The organism is Nocardia lasii, assembly GCF_042658545.1.
Classification (GTDB): domain Bacteria; phylum Actinomycetota; class Actinomycetes; order Mycobacteriales; family Mycobacteriaceae; genus Nocardia; species Nocardia lasii.
On the sequence record NZ_JBHSQN010000015.1, the window covers coordinates 21882 to 43104 of the forward strand.

At 68.5% G+C, this 21223-nt stretch carries 23 protein-coding genes; 12 read left to right on the forward strand and 11 right to left on the reverse strand.

Translation table 11 applies throughout. The features are described 5' to 3' along the window. Nucleotides 1–33: 33 nt before the first annotated feature. The 4 genes from ACFP3H_RS22165 to ACFP3H_RS22180 all read right to left on the reverse strand — a co-directional run bounded on the left by ACFP3H_RS22165 (nucleotide 34) and on the right by ACFP3H_RS22180 (nucleotide 3478). Complete coding sequence (locus ACFP3H_RS22165) at nucleotides 34–1572, reverse strand: serine/threonine-protein kinase (protein ID WP_378608900.1); 1539 nt, start codon at nucleotides 1570–1572, stop codon at nucleotides 34–36. Between the two features lie 195 nt (nucleotides 1573–1767). Then, nucleotides 1768–2463, reverse strand: coding sequence for a hypothetical protein (locus ACFP3H_RS22170; RefSeq protein WP_378608901.1), 696 nt, complete (start codon nucleotides 2461–2463; stop codon nucleotides 1768–1770). Nucleotides 2464–2876: 413 nt separating this feature from the next. Next, a complete protein-coding gene (locus ACFP3H_RS22175; protein ID WP_378608903.1) occupies nucleotides 2877–3113 on the reverse strand; it encodes a helix-turn-helix domain-containing protein in 237 nt (78 codons plus the stop codon). 83 nt (nucleotides 3114–3196) lie between these two features. Beyond that, nucleotides 3197–3478, reverse strand: coding sequence for a hypothetical protein (locus ACFP3H_RS22180; RefSeq protein WP_378608904.1), 282 nt, complete (start codon nucleotides 3476–3478; stop codon nucleotides 3197–3199). Nucleotides 3479–3680: 202 nt separating this feature from the next. Between ACFP3H_RS22180 and ACFP3H_RS22185 the strand changes: the two genes are divergently transcribed. Then, nucleotides 3681–3953, forward strand: a complete 273-nt coding sequence (locus ACFP3H_RS22185) for a helix-turn-helix domain-containing protein (RefSeq protein ID WP_378608905.1) — start codon at nucleotides 3681–3683, stop codon at nucleotides 3951–3953. Nucleotides 3954–3971: 18 nt separating this feature from the next. Here ACFP3H_RS22185 and ACFP3H_RS22190 read toward each other — a convergent pair whose 3' ends face one another. The 4 genes from ACFP3H_RS22190 to ACFP3H_RS22205 form a co-directional block, all read right to left on the reverse strand. Further along, nucleotides 3972–4475, reverse strand: a complete 504-nt coding sequence (locus ACFP3H_RS22190; RefSeq protein WP_378608906.1) for a YbaB/EbfC family DNA-binding protein — start codon at nucleotides 4473–4475, stop codon at nucleotides 3972–3974. Nucleotides 4476–4543: 68 nt separating this feature from the next. Continuing rightward, nucleotides 4544–5122: a Fic/DOC family protein gene (locus ACFP3H_RS22195; RefSeq protein WP_378608907.1), complete on the reverse strand. Its 579-nt coding sequence runs from the start codon at nucleotides 5120–5122 to the stop codon at nucleotides 4544–4546. After that, entirely contained in the window at nucleotides 5119–5430 is a 312-nt protein-coding gene (locus ACFP3H_RS22200; RefSeq protein ID WP_378608909.1) for an antitoxin VbhA family protein, read from the reverse strand. The genes ACFP3H_RS22195 and ACFP3H_RS22200 overlap by 4 nt, the downstream gene beginning before the upstream one ends. A gap of 250 nt (nucleotides 5431–5680) precedes the next feature. Beyond that, a complete protein-coding gene (locus tag ACFP3H_RS22205; RefSeq protein ID WP_378608911.1) occupies nucleotides 5681–7672 on the reverse strand; it encodes an N-6 DNA methylase in 1992 nt (663 codons plus the stop codon). Nucleotides 7673–8002: 330 nt separating this feature from the next. On the opposite strand from ACFP3H_RS22205, the gene ACFP3H_RS22210 reads away from it, so the two are divergent. Both ACFP3H_RS22210 and ACFP3H_RS22215 read left to right on the forward strand, forming a co-directional pair. Further along, the gene (locus ACFP3H_RS22210) at nucleotides 8003–8425 is read left to right on the forward strand and encodes a hypothetical protein (protein ID WP_378608912.1); all 423 of its coding nucleotides are present in this window, start codon (nucleotides 8003–8005) and stop codon (nucleotides 8423–8425) included. A gap of 25 nt (nucleotides 8426–8450) precedes the next feature. Then, the gene (locus ACFP3H_RS22215; RefSeq protein WP_378608914.1) at nucleotides 8451–9038 is read left to right on the forward strand and encodes a DUF4352 domain-containing protein; all 588 of its coding nucleotides are present in this window, start codon (nucleotides 8451–8453) and stop codon (nucleotides 9036–9038) included. Between the two features lie 342 nt (nucleotides 9039–9380). Here ACFP3H_RS22215 and ACFP3H_RS22220 read toward each other — a convergent pair whose 3' ends face one another. After that, nucleotides 9381–9713 (reverse strand): ArsR/SmtB family transcription factor, encoded by a 333-nt coding sequence (locus ACFP3H_RS22220; RefSeq protein WP_378608915.1) that lies wholly within the window; start codon nucleotides 9711–9713, stop codon nucleotides 9381–9383. Between the two features lie 50 nt (nucleotides 9714–9763). Here ACFP3H_RS22220 and ACFP3H_RS22225 point away from each other — a divergent pair, with 50 nt between their 5' ends. From ACFP3H_RS22225 to ACFP3H_RS22250, 6 genes are read left to right on the forward strand one after another with little or no spacing between them, the layout of a single operon-like run. Then, complete coding sequence (locus tag ACFP3H_RS22225; RefSeq protein ID WP_378608917.1) at nucleotides 9764–11359, forward strand: ABC transporter substrate-binding protein; 1596 nt, start codon at nucleotides 9764–9766, stop codon at nucleotides 11357–11359. Further along, nucleotides 11356–12339 (forward strand): ABC transporter permease, encoded by a 984-nt coding sequence (locus tag ACFP3H_RS22230; RefSeq protein ID WP_378608918.1) that lies wholly within the window; start codon nucleotides 11356–11358, stop codon nucleotides 12337–12339. Before ACFP3H_RS22225 ends, ACFP3H_RS22230 begins: the two co-directional genes overlap by 4 nt. Further along, entirely contained in the window at nucleotides 12332–13153 is an 822-nt protein-coding gene (locus ACFP3H_RS22235) for an ABC transporter permease (RefSeq protein WP_378608920.1), read from the forward strand. Before ACFP3H_RS22230 ends, ACFP3H_RS22235 begins: the two co-directional genes overlap by 8 nt. Continuing rightward, nucleotides 13153–14094, forward strand: coding sequence for an ATP-binding cassette domain-containing protein (locus tag ACFP3H_RS22240; RefSeq protein ID WP_378608921.1), 942 nt, complete (start codon nucleotides 13153–13155; stop codon nucleotides 14092–14094). Before ACFP3H_RS22235 ends, ACFP3H_RS22240 begins: the two co-directional genes overlap by 1 nt. Continuing rightward, nucleotides 14094–14729 carry an ABC transporter ATP-binding protein gene (locus ACFP3H_RS22245; protein ID WP_378608923.1) on the forward strand — a complete coding sequence of 212 codons (636 nt, stop codon included), beginning with the start codon at nucleotides 14094–14096 and terminating at the stop codon, nucleotides 14727–14729. The genes ACFP3H_RS22240 and ACFP3H_RS22245 overlap by 1 nt, the downstream gene beginning before the upstream one ends. 52 nt (nucleotides 14730–14781) lie before the next feature. Further along, on the forward strand, nucleotides 14782–16158 hold the full coding sequence (locus ACFP3H_RS22250) for an FAD-binding protein (RefSeq protein ID WP_378608924.1): 1377 nt from the start codon (nucleotides 14782–14784) through the stop codon (nucleotides 16156–16158). On the opposite strand, the gene ACFP3H_RS22255 is transcribed toward ACFP3H_RS22250, so the two are convergent. Continuing rightward, nucleotides 16149–17651: a DUF3824 domain-containing protein gene (locus tag ACFP3H_RS22255; RefSeq protein ID WP_378608925.1), complete on the reverse strand. Its 1503-nt coding sequence runs from the start codon at nucleotides 17649–17651 to the stop codon at nucleotides 16149–16151. The two genes, ACFP3H_RS22250 and ACFP3H_RS22255, sit on opposite strands and share 10 nt — an antisense overlap. 78 nt (nucleotides 17652–17729) lie before the next feature. Next, nucleotides 17730–18842 (reverse strand): cytochrome P450, encoded by a 1113-nt coding sequence (locus ACFP3H_RS22260; RefSeq protein ID WP_378608926.1) that lies wholly within the window; start codon nucleotides 18840–18842, stop codon nucleotides 17730–17732. Between the two features lie 173 nt (nucleotides 18843–19015). On the opposite strand from ACFP3H_RS22260, the gene ACFP3H_RS22265 reads away from it, so the two are divergent. The 3 genes from ACFP3H_RS22265 to ACFP3H_RS22275 are packed head-to-tail and all read left to right on the forward strand — an operon-like array spanning nucleotide 19016 to nucleotide 21222. Continuing rightward, nucleotides 19016–20041, forward strand: a complete 1026-nt coding sequence (locus ACFP3H_RS22265) for a 3-oxoacyl-ACP synthase III family protein (RefSeq protein WP_378608927.1) — start codon at nucleotides 19016–19018, stop codon at nucleotides 20039–20041. 6 nt (nucleotides 20042–20047) lie between these two features. Continuing rightward, the gene (locus tag ACFP3H_RS22270) at nucleotides 20048–20908 is read left to right on the forward strand and encodes a hypothetical protein (protein WP_378608928.1); all 861 of its coding nucleotides are present in this window, start codon (nucleotides 20048–20050) and stop codon (nucleotides 20906–20908) included. Continuing rightward, a complete protein-coding gene (locus ACFP3H_RS22275) occupies nucleotides 20905–21222 on the forward strand; it encodes a hypothetical protein (RefSeq protein ID WP_378608929.1) in 318 nt (105 codons plus the stop codon). Before ACFP3H_RS22270 ends, ACFP3H_RS22275 begins: the two co-directional genes overlap by 4 nt. The last annotated feature ends 1 nt before the right edge of the window (nucleotide 21223 follow it).

The following is a 21223-nucleotide window of genomic DNA, read 5'->3' on the forward strand; positions in this document are numbered from 1 at the left end:
TGCGACAGGTTCGTCGTTCCGGTTCCCCTGCGATCAGCAGCCGAGTTCGGCGGCGAGCTGTTCGACGCGGCGCCGGACCGGATCGTCGGCGGGTCGAAGGATTCCCAGGTCGTCGCGCAACTGCCCCACGAATCGCCCCGCCTTCGCCTGATCACCCACCGCCGGAAGCAGATTCGCGATCGCTACCCGGACCGCCAGCGCGTCCTCACCGAATTCGCCACCGGTGGCGCGGATTTCGCCGAGGATCCGATACAGCTCGTCCACCGCCGAGGCCGCGGTCAGATCGCCCAGAGCGGCCCGGCACTCCACCGCGGCTGTCCGGGCCTGCCGGACCGGACTGCTGCTCGGGCCGCCTGCCCGCAGTTCGATCGCCTCGACCCGCTCCCATTCGGCCAGGGCTCGACGCTGTTCGCCGCTGAGGGCCAAGGCGAGGGCGATGTCGCGATGTAGTTGGCCGAGTTGGGAACTGACGGGACCGTAGCGGTGCTCGGCCTCGTCGATGACGGTGACCAGGGCTTGGGCCGCCTGCGCGAAACGTCCCTGATCGCACAGTTCGCGGTAGCGGGCGCCCACGCCGACGAGTCCCGTTGTCTCCGTTGCCGGTTGGTGACCAATGGGCTCATTCTCTCGCGGTGCCGTTTCTCGCGGTGCCTCGGCGGGCGGATTCGGACGGCGGAAGATCCGGGTGGGATCGGGACAGCCTGGCGGAGAGTACGATTCGGGTGCGCCGCTGCCGGGCAGGAACGGCAGCAACCGGTCATAGACCTCGCGCGCCGTCGCGGGCCGATCGGACGGGTCCTTCGCCAGCAATTCCAGGACCAGCTGTTCGATCTGCGCGGGCACCTCGCGACGCAGGGACCGCAGCGGCGTCGGCACGTCCGACAGGTGCCGATTGTGCGCATCGAATTCCGAGCGCGCCTCGAACACCCCACGCCCGCTGAACATCTCGTGCATGATGCAGCCCAGCGCGTACAGGTCCGCGCGCGGTCCCACAGCCAGCCCGTTCACCAACTCCGGCGACATATACGCCGCCGTCCCCAGCACCGACCCGGTTCGCGTGATCCGTCCGGTGCTGCCGTCGAGCAGCGCGGCGATCCCGAAGTCGATCACCTTCACCGTGCCGTCCGCCGCCACCAGCACATTCGCCGGTTTCAGATCCCGGTGCACCACCGGAAACACGTGCGCGTGCGACAGCACCGTCGCGATCTGCGCCGCGATCGCCACCCCGCATTCGATCGACACCGTGCCCACGCCGGCCAGGAAGTCACGCAGGGTCACGCCCTCGATGTGTTCCATGACCAGATACACGCTCTCGGCGTCGGAATCGAGCACCGCGTCGAACACCTGCGGCACGCCGTGATGGCGGATCCGCGCGGTCACCCTGGCCTCGCGGCGGAACCGGGCCACGAACTCCTCGGCCAGATCCTGGCGAGTGGCGAACTGTCCCACCGCGATTCGCTTGACCGCCACCGGTCGATCCAGGACCGTGTCGTAGCCCGACAACACCTGCCCCATGCCACCCGCGCCCAGCGCTCCCGTAATCTCATAGCGACCGCCGAGAATTTCGCGCACCCGAACCACCTTCCGTTCCACGACACACCAGCGCGAGGCTATCTCAGTGCTATTACTGGTCGAGCCACCAGAAGACCGACCCGAGCGCAAGCCGCGCCCACCAGCAGATCCGCCCGCGCGCTACCAGCGCCCACCCGCGTACCTGGACCCTGCCGACCTGTGCCTCGAAGACCTGCGGACCGTAGCTCAGGTCCTCTACCGGTGGCGAAACGGCATCTCGTCCCCGAACGCGATCCCGCCGAGTTCCAACAACTCGCAGTAGGCCACGCGGTCGGCGGCGAGGCGCTGGGCGGCCTCGGCCAACGTGGCCGGAGTGAAGTCGGCGCCGACCGTGGCCTGATGCTCGACCGCCTCATCGGCCAACGCGACCAGCAGATCAGCCAACCGGTTGATCTGCCGCTCCACCGTGCCCGAACGCCGCCCACCCAGCTGATCGGTCATCCCGTCGGCGACCCCGAGCCGATGCAGTCGCGCCATGGACTCCGACAGCCCGCGCGTGCTGGTGGCATCGATCCAGCCCCGGCGCTGGAGTTCGGACACCACGCCGTACGCCTTGTCGAGCCGAAACCACGACGCCTTCAACCGATGCGGTAGCTGCGGACCCCGCACGGCCGCAGGACGATTCGGCGGCGGAGCCACCGGCCGAGGCGGCGGCGGCAGTCGACGCGCCTGCATGATCATCGCCCGCCGCGCCTCCCCCCGCTCATGCAGCAGCACACCACCCAACGGCAACACACCCACCAGGATCGAGGCATAGAAGTGCCCCGCCTCGGTGCTGTCCACCCCCCGCGCCTCGAACAGCGACGCCACCCCGTACCCGAGACTCAGCGCACACCAGCAGGCAGCGAGCACCCACAGTGTGATCACCGAGCCCGAACGCTGATACTTCATCGCCCCACCCCCATATCAGCCGCCCCTCCTGCTCTGAGAATACTTTTGTCACTGTAGAGGCGGGATACTCCGGCAGTTGTACGAACGCTTACTCAATCCTTCGTACATGCACAGCGTCGGCCGGGCATGATGCGATCATGCGGACCACGGTATCCCTGGACCCCGACGTGGCAGCCCAGATCACCGAGCGGATGCGCAGGACTGGAGCGTCCTTCGACAAGGTGCTCAATGATGCTGTCCGCGCGGCTCTTTCGCCACAGTCTGCTCCAACCGAAATTCGGGTACGCACCCGCAATCTCGGAAGCCCGTCCGGAGTGCAATGGCCGTAAGCATCGGCTCGTACGCGCAGCGGCTCCGCCCGAAGACCTAAGTCACCCGACGACCACATCGGCCGCTCGCACTCGAGTCGGACGCTATGCAGCGCTGCTATGCGGGACGAAGCTCACGCGCGCGTCATCGACCGCGATGACAAGGTTCAGTTCCGCATCCAAGCCCTTGGCAAGCTTGGCCAACAACCCCAGCGTCGGCACTGCGTCAGAGCCCTCGATACGAGAGATCTTGGCCTGCGTCAGTCCGGCCCGCTCAGCCAACTCCGCCTGTGTCAAACCCAACTCGGTCCGCCGCCCATACACCGCCTCGGCCAGGGCCATCGCCAACCGAACCTCATGCCGAACGCTCGCGACCTCCTCGGACTCGAACGGCGCGACTCCGGCCCTCCATCGACTATGGGTCATCACAGCTCTCCCTTATCGATCACACGAGCGAACTCATCATGCGATGGCCCATGCTGCGCTTCACAGACCAGCTTCGCCTTGATAGCGACCTTCATCACCTCGTCGCCGTAGTCGTTGATGACCTTGACCGCGATTTTGCCGCTCTCCGGCTTCGGGAAGGGGCGAGAGACCGTCTGATAGAGGGACTCCAAGGCGTCTGGGTCGATGTCGGCCTCGAGCGCGGTCTCGAGCCGCTTGTAGGGGTCGTTACCGCCGGTGAAGCCGACCGTCCTTGATGACACCAGTGGGGCCGCGCCGTCCGATCTCGAAGTATCTAGCGGGCGGGTCGTACGGCGAGTTCAAGATCGGATTGTCGCTCGACTCAGACACCCCACGCACCTTCACCTACGACACACCATCTATAGACGGCACCACCCGGACCGGTCACATAATGCCATCTATAGATGGTCGACGCGAGAGCAACGCCTCGGAAGCCTTGTTGAGGTGCCAGAATCCGCCGTCGAGAACGAGCTCGTCGCGATTCTGGGACATCATCTGGCCGAGTTGCGCATGGCCCGAGGGCTCACTCAGGAGCAGGTCGCGCTCGCCGCGGGGATGAGTCGCAACCACTATCAGTTGCTCGAGGCCGGGTTGCGGGCGCGTAAGCCTAGGAAACCGGCGAATCCCACGTTCACGACGCTGGTCGCGCTGAGCGAGGTGCTCGATACTCCGCTGCCGGATCTGATCAACGAGGTTTGGAATCGGAACGCGGGCTGAGGTGCCCCGGGGGCTGGGTTATCGGAGGTAACTTCGGTTGCGGAAGTAGTCGCCTTCCTCGTCGTCGGGGTCGACGAGGCTGGTCGGGGCTTCCGTAACCGGTTCCGGGAGTGGGGGCGGGGGTGGTGATACCTGGGCGATCAGGTCTTTCATGCTCGGCGCGCCGGGGATCAGGTCGGGGAGGTCGGGCATGGATGCCGACAGTGGTGCCAGGGCCTGGTGTTGGGCTTCGGCGGTTCGGCGGGTCAGTTCGGTGAGGGCTTCGGTGACGGAGCGGCCCAGGGCTTCGGGGGTGGTTCGTTTGAAGGCGTCCTCGGCGATGTGCACTTCGGAGACGCCGACGACGGTGCCGGAGGCCCGCACCAGACCGTCGGCCGACCACACGCCGACCAGGGCTGTGGCGCGGTCGCCGGCGTCGAGCAGGGCCGACTTCTCGGCGTCGAACGTGTCGAGTAGCGCGTCGATCTGGGCGCGCAACGCGGCGTTGGACGCGCGGGTCGGGGCGGACTGATCGTCGTTCATGGAACTCTCACTCTGTCGGGAGGCACGTCACGTTGCATGATATGGGCAGGTCTCGCCCCCAGCCGAAATCAGCCGTGCTGCCACACCAGCCGATCGAGCATGTTGTGCATCGGCCTGTTGTCACCGCGCAGTGAGGCCATCGATGCGTGGACATTCTCTTCGGGATCGAGACCCGACCAGTCGATCACCCAGCCGACCTCACGGCCGAGCTGATGAAAGAACGCCCGTTGGGCACGGCCATTGCCTTCGCGGAACGGATGTATCGCGTTGACCTCACCCAGGTAGTGCGCGAGTTTCGCGATGAATTCGGGTCGGTTCATACCTCGCAGGTGCCCGTCAGCCGACAGTGCCGCGAATACCTCAGCGGAGTAGCCGACGATGTGGTGCGGATGGCAGAACGGATCCGATTTGGCGATCCCGACTGTCCGAACCTCTCCAGCCCACGGATAGACGTCGCCCAGAATCTCGCGGTGGAACGCGGCGAGATGTGCCAAGTCGTAGCTTCCCGGCAACGATCGGATACCCAAGTCGACCAGCGCGGCTTGGCTCAGATCCGACTCCACCTGATGCAGCGTGTCAGCGTCGGTGATCCCGAAATGATTGCGCAGCAACCCAGATTCAGGATCGATGTACGGGTCGACGGTCACGCCGCGCTGTGCAGACCCCGAACCAACTCCCGCATGCGCACGGTGCTGATCTCACCGCGTGCCCACTGCCCCATGATCGCCTCCGCGGCTGGACTCGCCGATCCGCCTTCCGCCCGAACCGACGCCGCCGCCTGCGCCAGGGATCGAGAACGCTCGGCGGTCAACTCCTCGAACACCTCGACAGGAACCATCACTGCCTCGGTCTTGCGATGCGACCCTACGCCGACCGGTCGCAGATCGCCGCGACGAAACCGAGCCAGCAGGGCGGACAGCTGCTCTCGCGCTTCACGTACCGACAGGGTATCCATCAGCAAAGTGTACCCAAATATGTACACATCGACCTCGCCCTTCCGGTCAGCGGATCACTCTGCCTCGGGGTGGTGTTCGAGGGCTCCCGCAGTTGCGCAAGGCAGAGGACAGGCCAGAAGTAGCCGGCGATCCGTCCGGTGGCGGGTGGCGGCGGTCTGTTGCCGCGCGCCCAGGCCGCGAAGGGGGATCGGCTGTTCGATCGACAGTCGCCACGCGGTGATCCGTGCGATCACTCCGTTGCCTACGGTGCTACTCCGGTACGGAGAAGGGTTCGAGGGCTGCGGCGGTGAGGCCGGTGGCGATGAGGTCGGCGGTGGTGTGGGCGGATTGGGTGGTGGTGCGGGCGGTGACGCGGAGGTGGTGCAGGCGGCGGAAGGCTTGGCCGTAGGTCTTCTGGGTGGGGAGGGGGAGCAGGGGGATGCGCAGGCGAGCGGGGTCGAGGCGGATGGTGGTGGTGCCGATCATGGCGGCGGCGTTGTCGGGGCTGCCGATGAAACCGGCGAAGAACCAGGGGTCGATGCGGGTGGGGTCGGTGCGGAAGACGAGGACGCCGGGGCCGGGGACGGCGCCGATGTCGGGGCCCTCGGCGACGCGGGCGCCCTGGGCGGCGCCGTGGTCGTCGCGCAGGCGGGAGACCAGGACGTCGCCGTCCTCGATGGGGTCGTCGACGGAGGCGCCGGGCGCGGACAGGCCGGAGGGGGCGCGGCTGGCGAGCAGGTCGTGGCCGGTGAGGACCGGGCGCTGTGGGGTGTCGAGGGCGACGGTTTCGGAGTTGGGGGTGACGATGCGGACCGCCTTGCCCGCGATGAGGTTGCCGACGGCGACGTAGCGCCACACAGTGCCGGGGGCCGATTCCCAGTCGCGCACGGCGTCGGCGGCCGCGCGGAGTTCGGTGAGGTCGTCGGCGAGGCGGGTGATGGCGGCGTGGGCGGCGGCGGAGGCGTTGTCGGGGTCCACTGCGGCGCGCACCTGACGGGCGGGGGTGAGGTCGACGTCGTCGTCGAGGACGTCCATCACCCGGACCACGGCGGTCACATCGGGGACGGTGGGGTCCTGACCCGCGTCGAAGGCGCGCCACGCGGTGACCACCGTGTCGGCGAGCACCTGCCAATCCGATTGTTCGCCACCGTGATTCGGTAGGCGGGTGGTGTCGGCGAACAGCAGGGTGTCCTTCGAGATGCCCGGTGCGGGGCGGCGCACCACCCACAGGTGCAGACCGACCTGGCGCGGCGTGGACGCGCCGGGCGGGAGTGCGATCACAGCGCGTAATGCGCCCGCGCGCAACAGTTCCATGCGAATCCGTCGGCCCGAGGATCGGGCGGCGACGGCGGGCGGTAGCAGGAGAACGGCGGTGCCGCCGGAGTGCAGGTGGGCGATGGCGTGCTGGACCCAGGCCAGTTCGGATTCGCTGCGCGGGGGCACCGAGTAGACCCAGCGCGGGTCGAGCGCCAGTTCGTCGGCACTCCAATCACGTTGGGAATAGGGCGGATTCGACAGGACACCGTCGAACTCGAGATCGGTGAAGGCGTCGGCGAGCAGGGCGTCGCCCGCGTGGATGTCGATCTGCGCCTCGGGCGCGAGGGAGCTGAGCAGGGCGGCGGTGCGGCCGGCTTGCACGGGCACGATGTCTTGGCCGACGAGCTGGTCGGCCCCGATTCGTGAGGCCTCGAGCAGGAGGGTGCCGCCGCCGCAGGCCGGGTCGAGGACCGAGCGCGGGGCGGGCGCGGCGGAGGCGGCGAGGACGTCGGCCATCAGGGCGGCGACGGGTTGATCGGTGGGGTAGACGCCGGTGCTGGGGCCGTCGAGGCCGCGTTCGGCGAGCACGGACAGGGTCCGCTGCACGCCGACCTCCGTGACCGCCGCCCGCACCGCCGCCAGCACCGCCCCTTCGGACTCGCGCGCGGGGTCCGCGACGAACTCCATCAGCGCGGCCACCTCGCCGGGCGCGACCTCGGAGCGCAACACGGTGCGCAGATGCTGCACCGGGGAGTCGGCCGCGGTGTTGCCGTGGCCGCGCAACCACTGCTGCACCTCGGCGAGGTCGAACAGGGGGCGGGTTTCGGAGCCGCCGGGGACCGGTGCGGGGAAATCGGCATGTCGGCGGCGCCAGTTGCTGACGGTGGCGCGGGTGACGCCGGCCAGCCGGGAGATCTCGGCCGCGGCGACGGTGGGCGCCGGGGATGCGGGCCTGCTCGGCGTGTCCGTCGCGGGGCGCCGTGTTCTGCGGGTCGAGTCCGACATGTGCCTCCTCTGGTCAAGGTCAAACATTACACATATCGTTGACAAAACCCGAGGTCGGTAAACGTGTTTTCAACGTCAACAGTGAAAACATTGTTCATCTGTTGCCATTGCCTCGCGGAGCGTGTAGCGTCTTCCTCAACGGCGCGGCAACGATCGAGACAACCGCCCGAGACGCACGAAACATGTTGCACCGCAATCTGTTTCGTGACAGCACCCATCGCGGCACACCCCTGTAGACGACGACCGGAACCGGTCGGCGATCGGTCGTGCCATCAGCCAGCCCTACACATGGCCACCGGCAGCTCCGACGGCCTTTTCCAGGAGGAACCGATGACCGGACCGCTCGACAAGCCCGCTCAGCCCGCCGACGCGCCGGTGGCGTGGGATCCGCCGACGCAGGTGGAGCCGCTGCCGGACCCCCGGAACTTCGCGCCGCATCCGCGGGAGTCGCCGCGCGATCTCGCGCCGCCGCAGCCGGTCGCGCCCACCCAGCCCTACCCCGCCCCGCAGCAGCCCTATCCCCCTGCGCCGCAGCACTATTCGCCCTATCAGGGTTATCCGCCGCCGGCCTATCCGATGCCCGGACAGCCGATGGTGTCGGTGACCCAGCACAACGGGATGGGCCCGCACACGATCGTGGTCCGCCGCGGGGTGAACCACGGCCTGCACCTGGTCCTCACCCTGATCACCTGCGGCCTGTGGTTGCCCATCTGGGCGATCGCCATCGTCATCGACTTGATGAACAACAACTGACCCACTTCCACCGAGGAGAGAAGCCATGTCCAACCCGTATCCGGCCCATCCCGGCGTCCCGCCGCAGCCCTACTACCCGCAGCCGCCGCGCAAGAAGAAGGTGTGGCCGTGGGTGCTCGGCGCCTTCGCACTCGCCGTGCTCGCGCTCTTCGGCGGGTGCGTGGCCCTGATCAGCAGCGCGGCCGACGAGGTCACCAAGGCCGAGGAGAGTCGCGCGGTGGCGGCACCGGCGGGCACCGAGGTCCGTGACGGCAAGTTCGGGTTCACGGTGACCAAGGTCGATCCGCCGGTGCAGACCGTCGGGGACAACGAGTACCTGCGCAAGACCGCGCAGGGCGAATTCGTGCTGGTCTACGTCGACGTCGCCAACACCTCCACTGTCGCCCAGCACTACTTCGGGTCGAACCAGAAGCTCATCGACGACCAGGGTCGCGAATTCGCCAACGACACCTCGGCGGAGATGAACGTGAACGACCAGCTCTCGGCCGAGATCAATCCGGGCAACAAGATCTCGATGGTCCTCGTGTTCGACGTCCCGGTCGGCACAGTCGCGGCCGCGGTCGAATTCCACGACTCGGCCTTCTCCGACGGAGCCCGCGTCGCCCTGAAGTGAGGTGAATCCGGTTCGGGTCCAGCGATAACGCTGGGCCCGAACCTATTTCGTGTTCGACACTCCCGCACCACCGGCCACGCCGAGTCGTGCGGGAAAATGGCGCGGTGAGCCCCGACGAGCGCCCCGGCCCCCCGACGATGAGCCCGAGCATTCTGGCGATCACCCTGTCGCGGCGGGTGGAGTCGGAGTTGGCGAACGAACTCGCGGCATTGGATCTGACGGTGGCCCGGTTGGGGTTGCTCGGCCACATCAACGGGGTGTCGGGGCCTCGTTCAGCGAGTCGGCCCGAATGTCGGGCACGAGCGTGCAGAGTGATCGTTCGGCCGGGTGCTGGCACCTGAGTCAGTGTTCGGCGCCGATGGTGTGCAGGATTTCGTGGATGATCGGGTCGGACAGGCGGTTGGTGACCGAGCGGCCCTCGCGGGTCGAGGTGACGCAGCCTTCGTGACGTAGGACGCGTAGCGCCTGGGAGATGGCGTTCTCGTTGCGGCCGATGGCGGCGGCCAGTTCGCCGACGCTGATGCCCGGCGAACGGTGCAGGCACAGCAGGATTTCCAGGCGGCCGGGGTCGGAGAGCACGTCGAAGCGTTGCGCCCACTGGCCGATCTCGACATCGCCGATCGCGCGCCGACCGAGTTCGACCGGCGATCCGTCCAGCGTGCGTGGCTCTCCCATGGCGATGTTCAGGATACGTGATTATTATCTGTCCATCTGTTCAGATAAACATGAGTTGGGATCCTGTGATGCGCGCACGGCCGCTGGTGGTTCTGGGGGCCGTGTTGGCGGTCGCGGCGTGTGGCGCGCCCGAGAGCGGGTCGGCCGATTCGCTCGTGCTGGCCGATGCCTATGAGCTGGGCGGATACAACCCGGTCGCCGGGTACGGGGCGGCCGGTGAGGCCAAGGTCTACGACGGTTTGCTGAAGCTGACCGGCGGGACCGGACTGCCCGGTTTCGTGCCGGGTCTGGCGACCGAACTGCCCACCGCCGAGGCCGACGCGACCGTGTGGACGGCGCCGCTGCGATCGGGCGTGCGGTTCAGTGATGGGTCGGAGTTCGACGCGGCCGATGTGGTGGCCACCTATCGCGCGATCCTGGACCCGGCGTCCGCGTCGGAGGTGCGGTCGTCGTTCTCGATGATCGAGCGGGTGGAGGCGGTGGATCCGCTGCGGGTGCGGTTCACCCTGCGCCATTCCTATGCCGCGTTCCCGACCAAGCTGCTGATCGGGATCGTGCCGTCGGAGTCGGTCGCGACGCCGGGACCCGCGACGGAATCGCCGCTGAATTCGGCGCCGATCGGCACCGGGCCCTACCGGCTCACCGCGTTGGAGCCGACGCGGGCGGTGTTCGAGGCGAACGAGAACTATTGGGGCGGTGCGCCTTCGGTCAAGCGGTTGACCTTGCTGTACGTGCCCGACGACAACACGCGGGCGCAGCGGATGGCCAGTGGCGAGTTGGACGGGACGTCGTTGCCGCCGCTGCTGGCGGATACGTTCGAGGCGCCGATGTCGGTGCGGGCCAATGCTTCCGCTGATTGGCGGGGGGTGTCGATGCCGTCGGGCGATCTGGTCGCCGGCGACCCCGCTGTTCGACTGGCGTTGAATCACGCGGTCGACCGGCAAGCGATGATCGACAATATCCTCGGCGGGCATGGGCGTCCGGCCTACACGCCCTTCGCGGATGTCTACGGCGAATCCTATGAGCCCGCAGCCACTTTCGCCTTCGATCGCGAGCGGGCCGCGCGGATTCTCGACGACGCGGGCTGGCGGGCAGGCGCTGACGGGGTTCGCGCGAAAGATGGTGTGCGAGCGCGGTTCAGCGTGATGTACAACTCCAGCGACACGTTACGACGTGATCTGGCACTGGCTTTCGCCTCCGACGCGCGTCGGGTGGGGATCGAGGTGGATCTCGAGGCGCTGTCGTGGGATCGGATCGAGCCGCGCATCGAGCGGGCGGGGATCCTGCTCGGCGGCGGCAGTGAGCCCTACGACGCCGACACCCAGGCGTACAACACCCTGCACTCGCCGCTGTCGGATCCGGGCGCGGGCAGCCCGTACGACAACGCGAGCAGGCACGCGGACCCGGCGATCGACGCGCAGCTCGACATCGGCAGGCGCAGTACCGATCCCGCCGTGCGAGCGGCCGCGTACCGGGCGGTGCAGAGCCGCTACACGCAGGATCCGAGTCACGTGTTCCTGGTGCACCTCGATCACACCTATGTGGTGAAGGATTCGGCGTGGACCATGTCGGGGCCGATTCTCGAACCGCACTCCCACGGGGTCACCTGGGGGCCGTGGTGGTCGTTGCAGACGTGGACTCGATGAGGGTGCGCGGGCGCGGGCTGCCCGCCATGATCGGATGGCGGCTGGTCGCGGTGCTCCCGGTGGTCGTGGCGGTGTCGGCGCTGCTGTTCGCCGCGGCGGCGATCTCGCCGTTCGATCCGCTGGTGGGGTACCTGGGGTCGCGGTACGAGACGACGAGTTCGGCGGATCGCACGCTGCTCAGCAACCAACTCGGGTTGGACGCGTCCTGGTACCAGCTGTACGGGCGGTGGGTCGGTGATCTGTTCAGCGGTGACCTCGGCGTCTCACGTGGGTTCTCCCAGCCGGTGAGTACCGTTCTGGCGCAACGGATTCCCTGGACCGTGCTGCTGGTGGCCGTCGGGATGGGGACGGCGATCGTGGTCGCGCTCGCGGCCGGGGTGTGGGCGGGGATGCGTCGCGGCGGGGTGGTGGATCGGGTGGTGACCGCGCTGTGTGTGGCGATGCAGGGGTTGCCGCCGTTCGTGGTGTCGCTCGGGGCGATCGCGCTGTTCGCGGTCGGGCTCGGGTGGTTGCCGCCCGCGGGGCTCACCGACGCCGGCGCGGAGGTCGGATTCGGGCAGGTGGCGCGGCATCTGGTGCTGCCCGCGGCCGCGTTGGCCGTGTCGCAGGTGCCGTGGTTGCTGTTGGCCGTGCGGGAGTCGGTGTCGGGCAATCGCGGGGAGGATTTCGTGGTCGGCGCGGCGACTCGCGGTATCGACTCCACGACCATCACCCGCAAACACATTCTGCCGAGTTCGCTGGCCCCGTTCGTGACCATTCTCGGCGCGCGACTACCGGAAGTCGTCGTGGGCGCGGTGCTGGTGGAGGAGATCTTCTCGTGGCCGGGGATCGCCGGTGCGTTCGTGCAGTCGGCGAAAGACCTGGATATGGCGTTGCTGGCGATACTGACGGTGGGAACGACCGGGGCGGTGCTGCTCGGGTCGCTGCTCGCCGATGTCGCGGTGGTGCTGCTCGATCCGCGGGTGCGCGCCGATGGGTGAGCGGCGGCGGCTGGTGCTCGCGGGGTCGGTGCTGGTGGCGGTGGTGCTGTACGCGGTGATCGTGCCGTGGGTGGGCGGGGTCGATGATCGGCTGACCGATTTCGCGCAGGCTCGACAGGCGCCCTCGGGGCAGTGGTGGTTCGGGACCGACGCGGCCGGGCGGTCGCTGTTCGTGCGGATCGCGGCGGCGCTGCGGACCTCGCTGATCGTCGCGGCGTGCGCGGCGGCGGTGTCCACGGTGATCGGGGTGCTGGTCGGGGCGGTGTCGGCGCTGGCCGGCGGATGGGTGGATCGGGTGGTGATGCGGGTCGCCGACACGGCCAACGCGCTGCCGCACCTGCTGCTCGGGATCGTGATCGTGGCGCTGTTCCGTGGCAACGCGGTGGCGGTGGTGTTGTCGATCGGGCTCACGCACTGGGTGCAGGTGGCGCGGATCGTGCGGGCGGAGAGTTTGAGTCTGCGGGAACGCGAATACATCTCCGCCGCGGTGCTGGCCGGGGCCGGGCGCGCGCATCTGCTCGTCCGGCATCTACTGCCCGCGGTGGCTCCGCAGGCGTTGATCGCGGTGGTTCTGCTACTACCGCATGCGATTTGGCACGAGTCGACCTTGTCGTTCCTCGGGTTCGGGTTGCCGCCGCACGAGCCGAGCCTGGGGACCCTGCTCGAGGAGGCGCGCACGTCGCTGTTGCTCGGGGGGTGGTGGACGCTGGTGTTTCCGGCCGGACTGCTGGTGCTGACGACCGTGGCGGTCGCGGTGGCGGGGTCGTCGTTGCGGGGGCTGTTGGCTCCGCCGAAGCCTTCGAGGGTGCTGTGATGCTGTCTATCGCTGAGTTGAGTGTGCGGATCCCGGTGGGGGGCGGGGATGTGGTGCACGCGGTGAGTGAGGTGTCGCTCGAGGTCGGGGCTGGGCGGGTGACGGCGCTGGTGGGGGAATCCGGGTGTGGGAAGTCGATTGTGGCTGGTGCGGTGATGGGGGTGTTGCCGGTGGGGGCTGTTGTGACCGGGGCTGTTCGGTTGGGCGATCCGGCGGTGAAATACCCAGCGCTCTACCGGGATCACCGGGCCGCTCTCGGCGGTGACGACCACGCTGCCAATGGGGTCGATGTGCTCGGTGGGGATCATTCCTATCGTGGTCGGCGGATCGCGCTGGTTCCGCAGTCGCCCAGCACGTACTTCACGCCGGTGCGCACGCTCGGTTCCCAGCTCACCGAGACCATCGCGGCGCTCGGAACCGACTACAGCGCAGGTGATCTCGTCGATCGGGCGGGGCTGTCGCGTTCGGCGTTGGCGCTGTTTCCGCATGAGTTGTCCGGTGGGATGGCGCAGCGGGCGGCCGTGGCGGCGGCGTTGGCGGGTGATCCCGAGGTGATCGTGGCCGACGAACCGACCTCCGGGCTGGACCGGGGGCGGACCGACCAGATCGGGAAATTGTTGCGCGAGTGCGCCGATGGGGGTGCGGCGGTGCTGCTGATCACCCACGATCTCGGTCACCTGCTGCGCGCGAGCCTGGCCGACACGGTGGCGGTCATGTACGCGTCGCGGCTGATGGAGGTCGGGCCCGGTGCCGAGGTGCTCGACGATCCATGGCACGACTACACCCGCGACCTGCTCGCCGCGCTGCCCGAGCGTGGGCTGCGACCGCTCCCCCATCCGCCGCGCGCGCTGACGAATCTGTCCGAGGTGTGCCCGTACGCGGGTGGGCCGACGACGCTGATTCGGCAGGGGCAGCGCATGATTCGCCAACGGAGGTCTTGATGCTCGTCGCCGATTCGGTTACCGCCGGTTACCGCGCCGGTGCGGTCATCCGGGAGGTGGACCTCCAGGTGGCGCCCGGGGAGATCGTCGGGATCACCGGGGATTCGGGGTCGGGGAAGACGACGCTGGCCCGGACGATGGCGGGACTGGTCGCGCCCAGCGGAGGCACGGTCACCGTCGACGGTCGGTCGCCCCGTCGCGCGCGCGGCACCATCGCGATGGTCTTCCAATCCCCCCGCGCCGCAACCAATCCCCACTTCACCATCGCCCGGATCATCACCGAACCCACCACGATCAGCCGCACCCCACCCCCCGACCTGACCGAACTCGCCGCCACCGTCGGCCTCACCCCCGACCTGCTCACCCGCCGCCCCCACGCCCTCAGCGACGGCCAACTCCAACGCGCCTGCCTGGCCCGCGCCCTGGCCCAATCCCCCCGCTACCTCATCCTCGACGAACCCACCGCCATGCTCGACGCCGCCACCACGGCCACCATCATCCGCCTGGTCATGCACCGCACCGACCTGGGCACCCTCCTGATCAGCCACGACCAACCCCTCCTCACCGCCGCCTGCACCCGAATCCTGACCATGCACGAGGGCACCCTGAAAACCCACCCCGAATCTCCCCACTAGCAACACAATTACCTCAGCCCGTACTCAGGAACCGGCCCTAGCGTCAGTCCCCGTGACATCGAACGCAGTCAGCACACGACGCAGTCTCAGCGGGTGGGGACGGACCGCGCCGACGGTCGCCGAGGTCCTCCGCACACCCGACCTCGCGGTGATCGCCGAACGGGTGCGCACGGCGGGCCCGCGCGGGGTGATCGCCCGGGGACTCGGCCGCAGTTACGGCGATCCCGCGCAGAACGCGGGCGGACTGGTCATCGACATGACCGCGCTCGACCGCATCCACGCGATCGACCCGGACAGCGGAATCGTCGACGCCGACGCCGGGGTCAGCCTGGACACGCTCATGCGGGCCGCGCTGCCGTTCGGGCTGTGGGTTCCGGTGCTGCCGGGCACCAGGCAGGTGACCGTCGGCGGGGCGATCGGCGCGGATATCCATGGCAAGAACCATCATTCGCAGGGCAGCTTCGGCAATCACGTCGTCTCGATGGACATGATCACCGCCGACGGGCAGGTGCGCACGCTGACTCCCGACGGGACCGACGCCGCGCTGTTCTGGGCGACCGTGGGCGGGATGGGACTCACCGGGATCATCGTGCGAGCGCGAATTCGCTTGAAGCACACCGAGACCGCCTACTTCCTCGTCGACAACGACCGCACCCGCGATCTCGACGAAACCATGGAACTGCTGACCGGCGGGTCCGACGACGGGTACGACTACTCGATGTCGGTGCCGGACACCATCTCCACCGGCGCGAAACTGGGGCGCGCCGGATTCAGTCGCGGGTCGCTGGCCACGATCGATCAGCTACCGGTGAAACTTCGGTCGCGACCGCTGGAATTCGCCGCGCCGCACCTGTTCACGGTCCCCGACATCTTCCCGAACGGGATGGTCAACGCGGTGACGACGCGGATCGCCGCCGAGGCCGCGCATCGCCTGTTCCCCCGGCGCGCACGCGGGCGCATCCAGAATCTGACGCAGTTCTATCACCCGCTCGACCTGCTCGGGGAGTGGAATCGTGCCTACGGCAAGCGCGGATTCCTGCAGTACCAGTTTTCCATGCCGTTCGGAGCCGAGCGGCAGTTGGCGGATACGGTGCGCGCGATCGCCGAGTCGGGGCACCACTCGTTTCTCAATGTGTTCAAGCGGATGGGCGCGAGCAATCCGGCGCCGCTGTCGTGGCCGCACCCGGGGTACATGCTGAGCTTGGACTTCACGCTGAGCAGTGGGCTCGATCGGTTCTGCGTCGAACTCGACGAACGGGTCCTGGACGCGGGTGGGCGGCTGTATTTCGCCAAGGAGTCGCGGACTACACCGGCGATGATCGCGGCGATGTATCCGCGACTCGACGAATGGCGGCGGGTGCGGGAGCTGGTCGATCCGGCGGGGGTGTTCGTGTCCGATCTGGCTCGGCGGTTGCGGCTTCAGCGTTGATCGGCGCGGGTGCGTAGGGCGGTGTGGGCGGTGGTCCAGGCGTCGTGGGTGAGGGGGCCGCCTGCGGCGGAGTAGGCGTTCCAGTCGGTGGTGGGGTCGGGTTGGGTGGTCGGGGTCAGGGCGGTGGCGGCGGTGCCGTTCTGGGCGACCTGTTGTTCGAGGGCGCTGAGTTGTTCGGGGTTCAGGGCGCGGACGGTGACGTGGGCGAAGGCGTTGATGGGGACGGTTTGGCCCGCGGGGACCAGGTAGGGGTTGTAGGTGGCGGTGCAGCGGATGGCGGTGGAGCTGTTGGGGGACATGGTGCCGGTGCCGACGCAATCGGGGCCGGTGGTGATGTCGAGGGCGGACTCCACGGTGATGGTGTAGTCGTAGGAGATCGAGGTGATGCGGATGTCGGGGGACGTGGACACGGTGTTCTTGATGGTGAACTCGATCGTGCACGTGCCCAGGCACGGGTTCTCCAGGAAGCGGCCGTTCAGGGTGCCGCCGAGGTCGACGCGTGAGTCGATCGCGGTGCTCAGGGCCTGGATGCGGCCGGGGAACTCGGCGTAGACGGTGGTGGCCTCGCTCGCGGTCAGGTAAGTCGTGTCGAGGGTGAACTCGGGCAGCCGGTCCCGGCCTGCGCCCGAGTAGCCCGCGGCGTTGTTGATGATGCGGGTGATGATCGACTCCTCGCCGCCGGCCAGGCCGCGCAGGTAGGTGGTCACGTCACCGCTGGTCACGGGGGTCGACTGGTGATCGCCGACGCGGGCTTCGGCACCCACGCGCACAGCCGTGTCGTAGGTGGCCTCGGGATCCAGGGCCAGGGCGAGTCGGGCCGGTGCCAGCACCGTCGCCAGGTCGACACCGAACAGATCGGGTCCGATCAGCACCGGACGATTCAGGTAGAGCTCGATCTTGTCCTTCGGCACACCCAGTGCGCGCCAATCACTCTCGTCGCCGGTGAGGAACGACGTGCCGCCGACGCCGAGGTAGTCCAGCGACGCGCTGCCCACCGCGAGCGTGCCGGTGGCCTCCCCGACATTGGTGACGACCAGGTTCACCGTCATCGTCGGCGACCCCGCGGCGGTGCCGGTGAGAGTGCCCTCGTAGCGCACGGCGGGGGTGTGCAGCAGGCGCAGTTGTGCGGTGGCCAGTGCGGATCGGGCCTGGCGCTCGGGGCTGTTGTCGGCGCTGTTGACGACGAGCAGCACGACCGCCGTGAGACCGAGCACGACGATCAACGCGACGGCGCCGAGGGCGAGGAACAGGGGCTTGTTGCTGGAGCGCGGCGGTCGCGGGGCGTAGCCGTGGGGCGGTGCGCCGAACTGCTGTTGCGCATAGTGGTTCGGTTGCACGGCAAAGGGATTCGGACCAGAGTGCGGATTCTGCGGGGCTCCGACCGGCGGCGTCGGTCCGTAGGCCGGATTCTGCGGAGTTCCGACCGGGGGCGTCGGACCGTAGGTCGGATACGGCTGCGCACCGGATCCCGCACGGTCGCCGAAATCCGACATGTCCCCTCCTGACGGGCCCCGCCAGCACGCGACGGATCCCCAATAACCTGTAACCCCGGCAATTCTAGGGCTTCGGCGCTACCCGTGAGTACTCAGCCGGATGCGCAGCGTCTCGTAGGTGGGGATGAAAACCCTTCGCCGGTAACGACGTTCGACGATGTCCCACGGGCGGCCCGCGGCGGTGAGGGCTTCGAGCAGGGCGGTCAGTTCGGAATGGACCAGTTGGGCGCCCAGGCACAGGTGGCGGCCGCCGCCGAACCAGAGTTGGCGGGTTTCGGGGTTGTAGTCGCGGGCGATGTCGAACTCGCCCGCGGCGTTGTTGATGGTCCAGGTGAGGATCTTGACGTGCTCGCCGACGCGCAGGTCGCGGTCGGCCACGCGCACGTCGGCGGTCACCGAGCGGCCGACCAGGTAGGCGGGGCTGGTGACGCGCAGGGTCTCGCGCACGGCGTCGGGCAGGCGGTCGGGGGCGGCGAGCAGGGCGCGGTGCTGGTCGGTGTCGTGCATGATCGCGACCATGCGGGTCATGGCGCTGGCCAGGGTGTCGGTGCCGGCGACGGCCATCAGGATGGCGAGGCCGCCCGCGTGCTCGACCGCGAGACCGAGCTCCCGGCAGCGGCCCAGGGTGGTGTCGGGGTCGGCGCGGGCGTAGGCGGCGGGCACGTTCACGGCAAGCTGAGCGGCCAGTTCGCGGGCGCGGGCCACGGCGACGGGGTCCAGCGTGGTCGAGGCCATGGTGCCGAAACCCAGGTTGACCAGCTCTTCGACGTGGTGGAACAGGCGCAGGAACAGCGCGTCGGAGTCGTCGGTGACCTCGCCGCCGATGGCCGCGGCGATGTCCTCGGGGCGCATGCCGACCAGGTCGGAGACGCTGCGACCGACCAGGATCCGCGCGCGGGCGGCGATGTCGACGGTCTCGCCCGCCGCGAGGCGTTCGCGCAGGTCACGCAGGTCGGGGCCGATCACGCGTTCGACCAGGGCGTCGGTGTGGGCGAGGGTGAACAGGTCGCGGACCCTGGTGCGCAGTTCGGTGTGGCCGGGGCCCTCGAACAGGTCCTCGACCCAGTCGCCGATCACCTGCGCCCACCAGTGCCCGGCCGCGCCCTCGGAGACGATGCTGAAGTGGGTGCTGTCGTTGTAGATCTGGCGCGCCACCAGCGGATCCGCCACGAACCAACCGAGCTTGGGCACCGCCCGGATCGGGCGCGCGAAACGACCGAGCAGCAGTAAACCGGGCAACCAGGGTTGTCCCGCGGCGAGTAAGGTGAGCTCATGGCGTCGGGCAGTGCTCCACACCCCGGCACAATCTAGTTGAGCTTGCCCGATTAGTGAAGGTCCGCGGCGAGATCCGGAAGTGAACGAACATGAGATCGACCATCGAAGCGATCGGCGCGTACCTGCCGAGCACCGAGGTGAGTACGGCGCAGTTACTGGCACAGTTGGCCGTGGACGCGCCGGTAGACCTGGAAAAGGTCAGCGGAGTCAAAGCCCGGCGGGTGCGCGGGGACGCGGAGGACTCGTTCACCATCGCGCTGGCCGCCGCGCGCAGCGCCCTGGACAACTCCCGCTACGACGCCGCCGATCTCGACGTCATCATCTCCTGCTCGATCACCCGCACCCGCGGCGAGGACTTCTGCTACGAACCGTCCTTCGCGCTGCTGCTGCGCAACGCGCTCGGAGCGCGCACGGCGATCCACTTCGACGTGTCCAATGCCTGCGCCGGGATGATGACCGGGGTTCTGGTGCTGGACAGGATGATTCGCGCCGGCGCGGTGCGGCGCGGGATGGTGGTCTCCGGGGAGTGCATCACGCCCATCGCCGACACCGCGGTGCGCGAGATCTCGCAGAAATACGATCCACAGTTCGCGTCGCTGACCGTGGGCGACGCCGGGGCGGCGGTGGTGCTCGACGGCACCGACGGGCCCGGCCTGGACTACGTGGAACTCAATACCAGCGCGTCGTTCGCCAAGCTGTGCCTGGGAATGCCCAGTGACAAGGGCCCCGGCGTCGCGCTCTACACCGACAACCGGGCCATGCACAACGAGTCGCGGTACCTGCTGTGGACCTCGCGGCAGCAGGAGTTCCTCGACGCGCGCGGGTCCAGCTTCGCCGACGAACACTACGACTACCTGATCCACCACCAATTCAGCGCTCCGGCAGTGGAATTGATCGACAAGATCGCCGAACGCGAATTCGACTCCCCCATGCCGCCGGGTCTGATGGTGCTCGACCGGTACGGCAATACCGCCTCGACCTCGCATTTCGTGGTCCTGCACGACGCGCTGCGGCGCGGACTCGTCGCGCCGGGGTCGAAGGTGCTGCTCGTGCCCGCGGCGTCGGGGGTGGTGGCCGGATTCCTGTCGGTGATAATCGGCGATCTGCGGGTATAGAACAGTATGGGAATCATCATTTCTTCGGCCTCGGTGCGGAGCGACGGGGTCAGCTCGGTCGGACAGGCGGCCGATGCCGCGCAGGACGCGTTGGCGGCGGCGCAGTGTCCGCTCGAACAGGTCGACGCGCTGATCAACGTGGGCGTCTACCGCGACGCCAACCTCGTGGAACCGGCGGTCGCTGCGCTGATCCAGCAGGCGGCGGGGATCGGGTTGGACTACCGGCGCGGGGACGTGCCGTGCCTGTCGTTCGATCTGATGAACGGCGCGTGCGGGATGGTCAACGCCGTGGGAGTGGCGGCCTCGCTGCTGGCCGATCTGCCCGAGGGGCACGTGGTGGTGGTGTCGGGGGACGCGCATCCGGCGGGGTCGGACGAGTTCGCGTTCACGCCGGTGGGTGCGGCATTCGTCCTCGAGAATTCCACTGACGCAGTAGGTTTCGGTGGTGTGCACGTGAGCGCGGGTGACGCGCTGCCCGATCCGCAGGGGTATGTGACCCTGTCGGCGATGGGTTCGCAGGGGCGCTCGTCGTTGACGGTGGAGTTGCTGTCCGACACCACCGAACTCGTCGAACACGCCGCGGCCGCCGCCAGGGAAGCGCTCGCCGCCGACGGGCTCGACGCCGCCGATGTGGTGCTGCTGTGCGGCAAGCCGACCGCCGATTTCGCCGGTGGACTCGCCGCCGAACTGGGCGTGGGGGCGGTGGTGACCGACGAATTCACCGGGGACGCGCATACTTCGGCCCTGACCGCCGCGTACGTGACCGCGCGCGCGGCGGGGCTGGCCGATCGACCGTTGTTGTTCGTAGCCGCCGATGGTGGACCCACCGCGGCGGCGGTGACCTATCGAGGAGTTGGTGTGCGGTGAGTCCTTCGTTGCAGCACGGTCGACATCGGGCCGAGTCCGATGCGTCGGCGCCCAGCCGGGAGACGGTGCTGGCGCTGCGTTCGATTCCGGTGCTGGGGTGGGCGTTCCTGATCATCGGGCTGGTGCGACCGTTCCGGGCGCGCTGGTTGCGGGTGGTCTTCTGGATCGACGTGGTGTTGAGCGTGGGCGTGCACGCCGCGCAGATCCCGGCCGCGCGCAAGGTGGCGGCCGAACGCGGCATCTCGAGCGGGCGGGCCGCGATGATGACCATGCTGTTCGGGGCGACCTGGTGGAAGACACTGGGCGAGCACTGAG

Coding starts and splice junctions, on each gene's coding strand:
- ACFP3H_RS22170 (WP_378608901.1), bottom strand. CDS start 2,463: ATGAAGTATCAGCGTTCGGGCTCGGTGATCACACTGTGGGTGCTCGCT.
- ACFP3H_RS22175 (WP_378608903.1), bottom strand. CDS start 3,113: ATGGCCCTGGCCGAGGCGGTGTATGGGCGGCGGACCGAGTTGGGTTTG.
- ACFP3H_RS22190 (WP_378608906.1), bottom strand. CDS start 4,475: ATGAACGACGATCAGTCCGCCCCGACCCGCGCGTCCAACGCCGCGTTG.
- ACFP3H_RS22200 (WP_378608909.1), bottom strand. CDS start 5,430: ATGGATACCCTGTCGGTACGTGAAGCGCGAGAGCAGCTGTCCGCCCTG.
- ACFP3H_RS22205 (WP_378608911.1), bottom strand. CDS start 7,672: ATGTCGGACTCGACCCGCAGAACACGGCGCCCCGCGACGGACACGCCG.
- ACFP3H_RS22210 (WP_378608912.1), top strand. CDS start 8,003: ATGACCGGACCGCTCGACAAGCCCGCTCAGCCCGCCGACGCGCCGGTG.
- ACFP3H_RS22215 (WP_378608914.1), top strand. CDS start 8,451: ATGTCCAACCCGTATCCGGCCCATCCCGGCGTCCCGCCGCAGCCCTAC.
- ACFP3H_RS22220 (WP_378608915.1), bottom strand. CDS start 9,713: ATGGGAGAGCCACGCACGCTGGACGGATCGCCGGTCGAACTCGGTCGG.
- ACFP3H_RS22225 (WP_378608917.1), top strand. CDS start 9,764: ATGAGTTGGGATCCTGTGATGCGCGCACGGCCGCTGGTGGTTCTGGGG.
- ACFP3H_RS22230 (WP_378608918.1), top strand. CDS start 11,356: ATGAGGGTGCGCGGGCGCGGGCTGCCCGCCATGATCGGATGGCGGCTG.
- ACFP3H_RS22235 (WP_378608920.1), top strand. CDS start 12,332: ATGGGTGAGCGGCGGCGGCTGGTGCTCGCGGGGTCGGTGCTGGTGGCG.
- ACFP3H_RS22240 (WP_378608921.1), top strand. CDS start 13,153: ATGCTGTCTATCGCTGAGTTGAGTGTGCGGATCCCGGTGGGGGGCGGG.
- ACFP3H_RS22245 (WP_378608923.1), top strand. CDS start 14,094: ATGCTCGTCGCCGATTCGGTTACCGCCGGTTACCGCGCCGGTGCGGTC.
- ACFP3H_RS22255 (WP_378608925.1), bottom strand. CDS start 17,651: ATGTCGGATTTCGGCGACCGTGCGGGATCCGGTGCGCAGCCGTATCCG.
- ACFP3H_RS22265 (WP_378608927.1), top strand. CDS start 19,016: ATGAGATCGACCATCGAAGCGATCGGCGCGTACCTGCCGAGCACCGAG.
- ACFP3H_RS22270 (WP_378608928.1), top strand. CDS start 20,048: ATGGGAATCATCATTTCTTCGGCCTCGGTGCGGAGCGACGGGGTCAGC.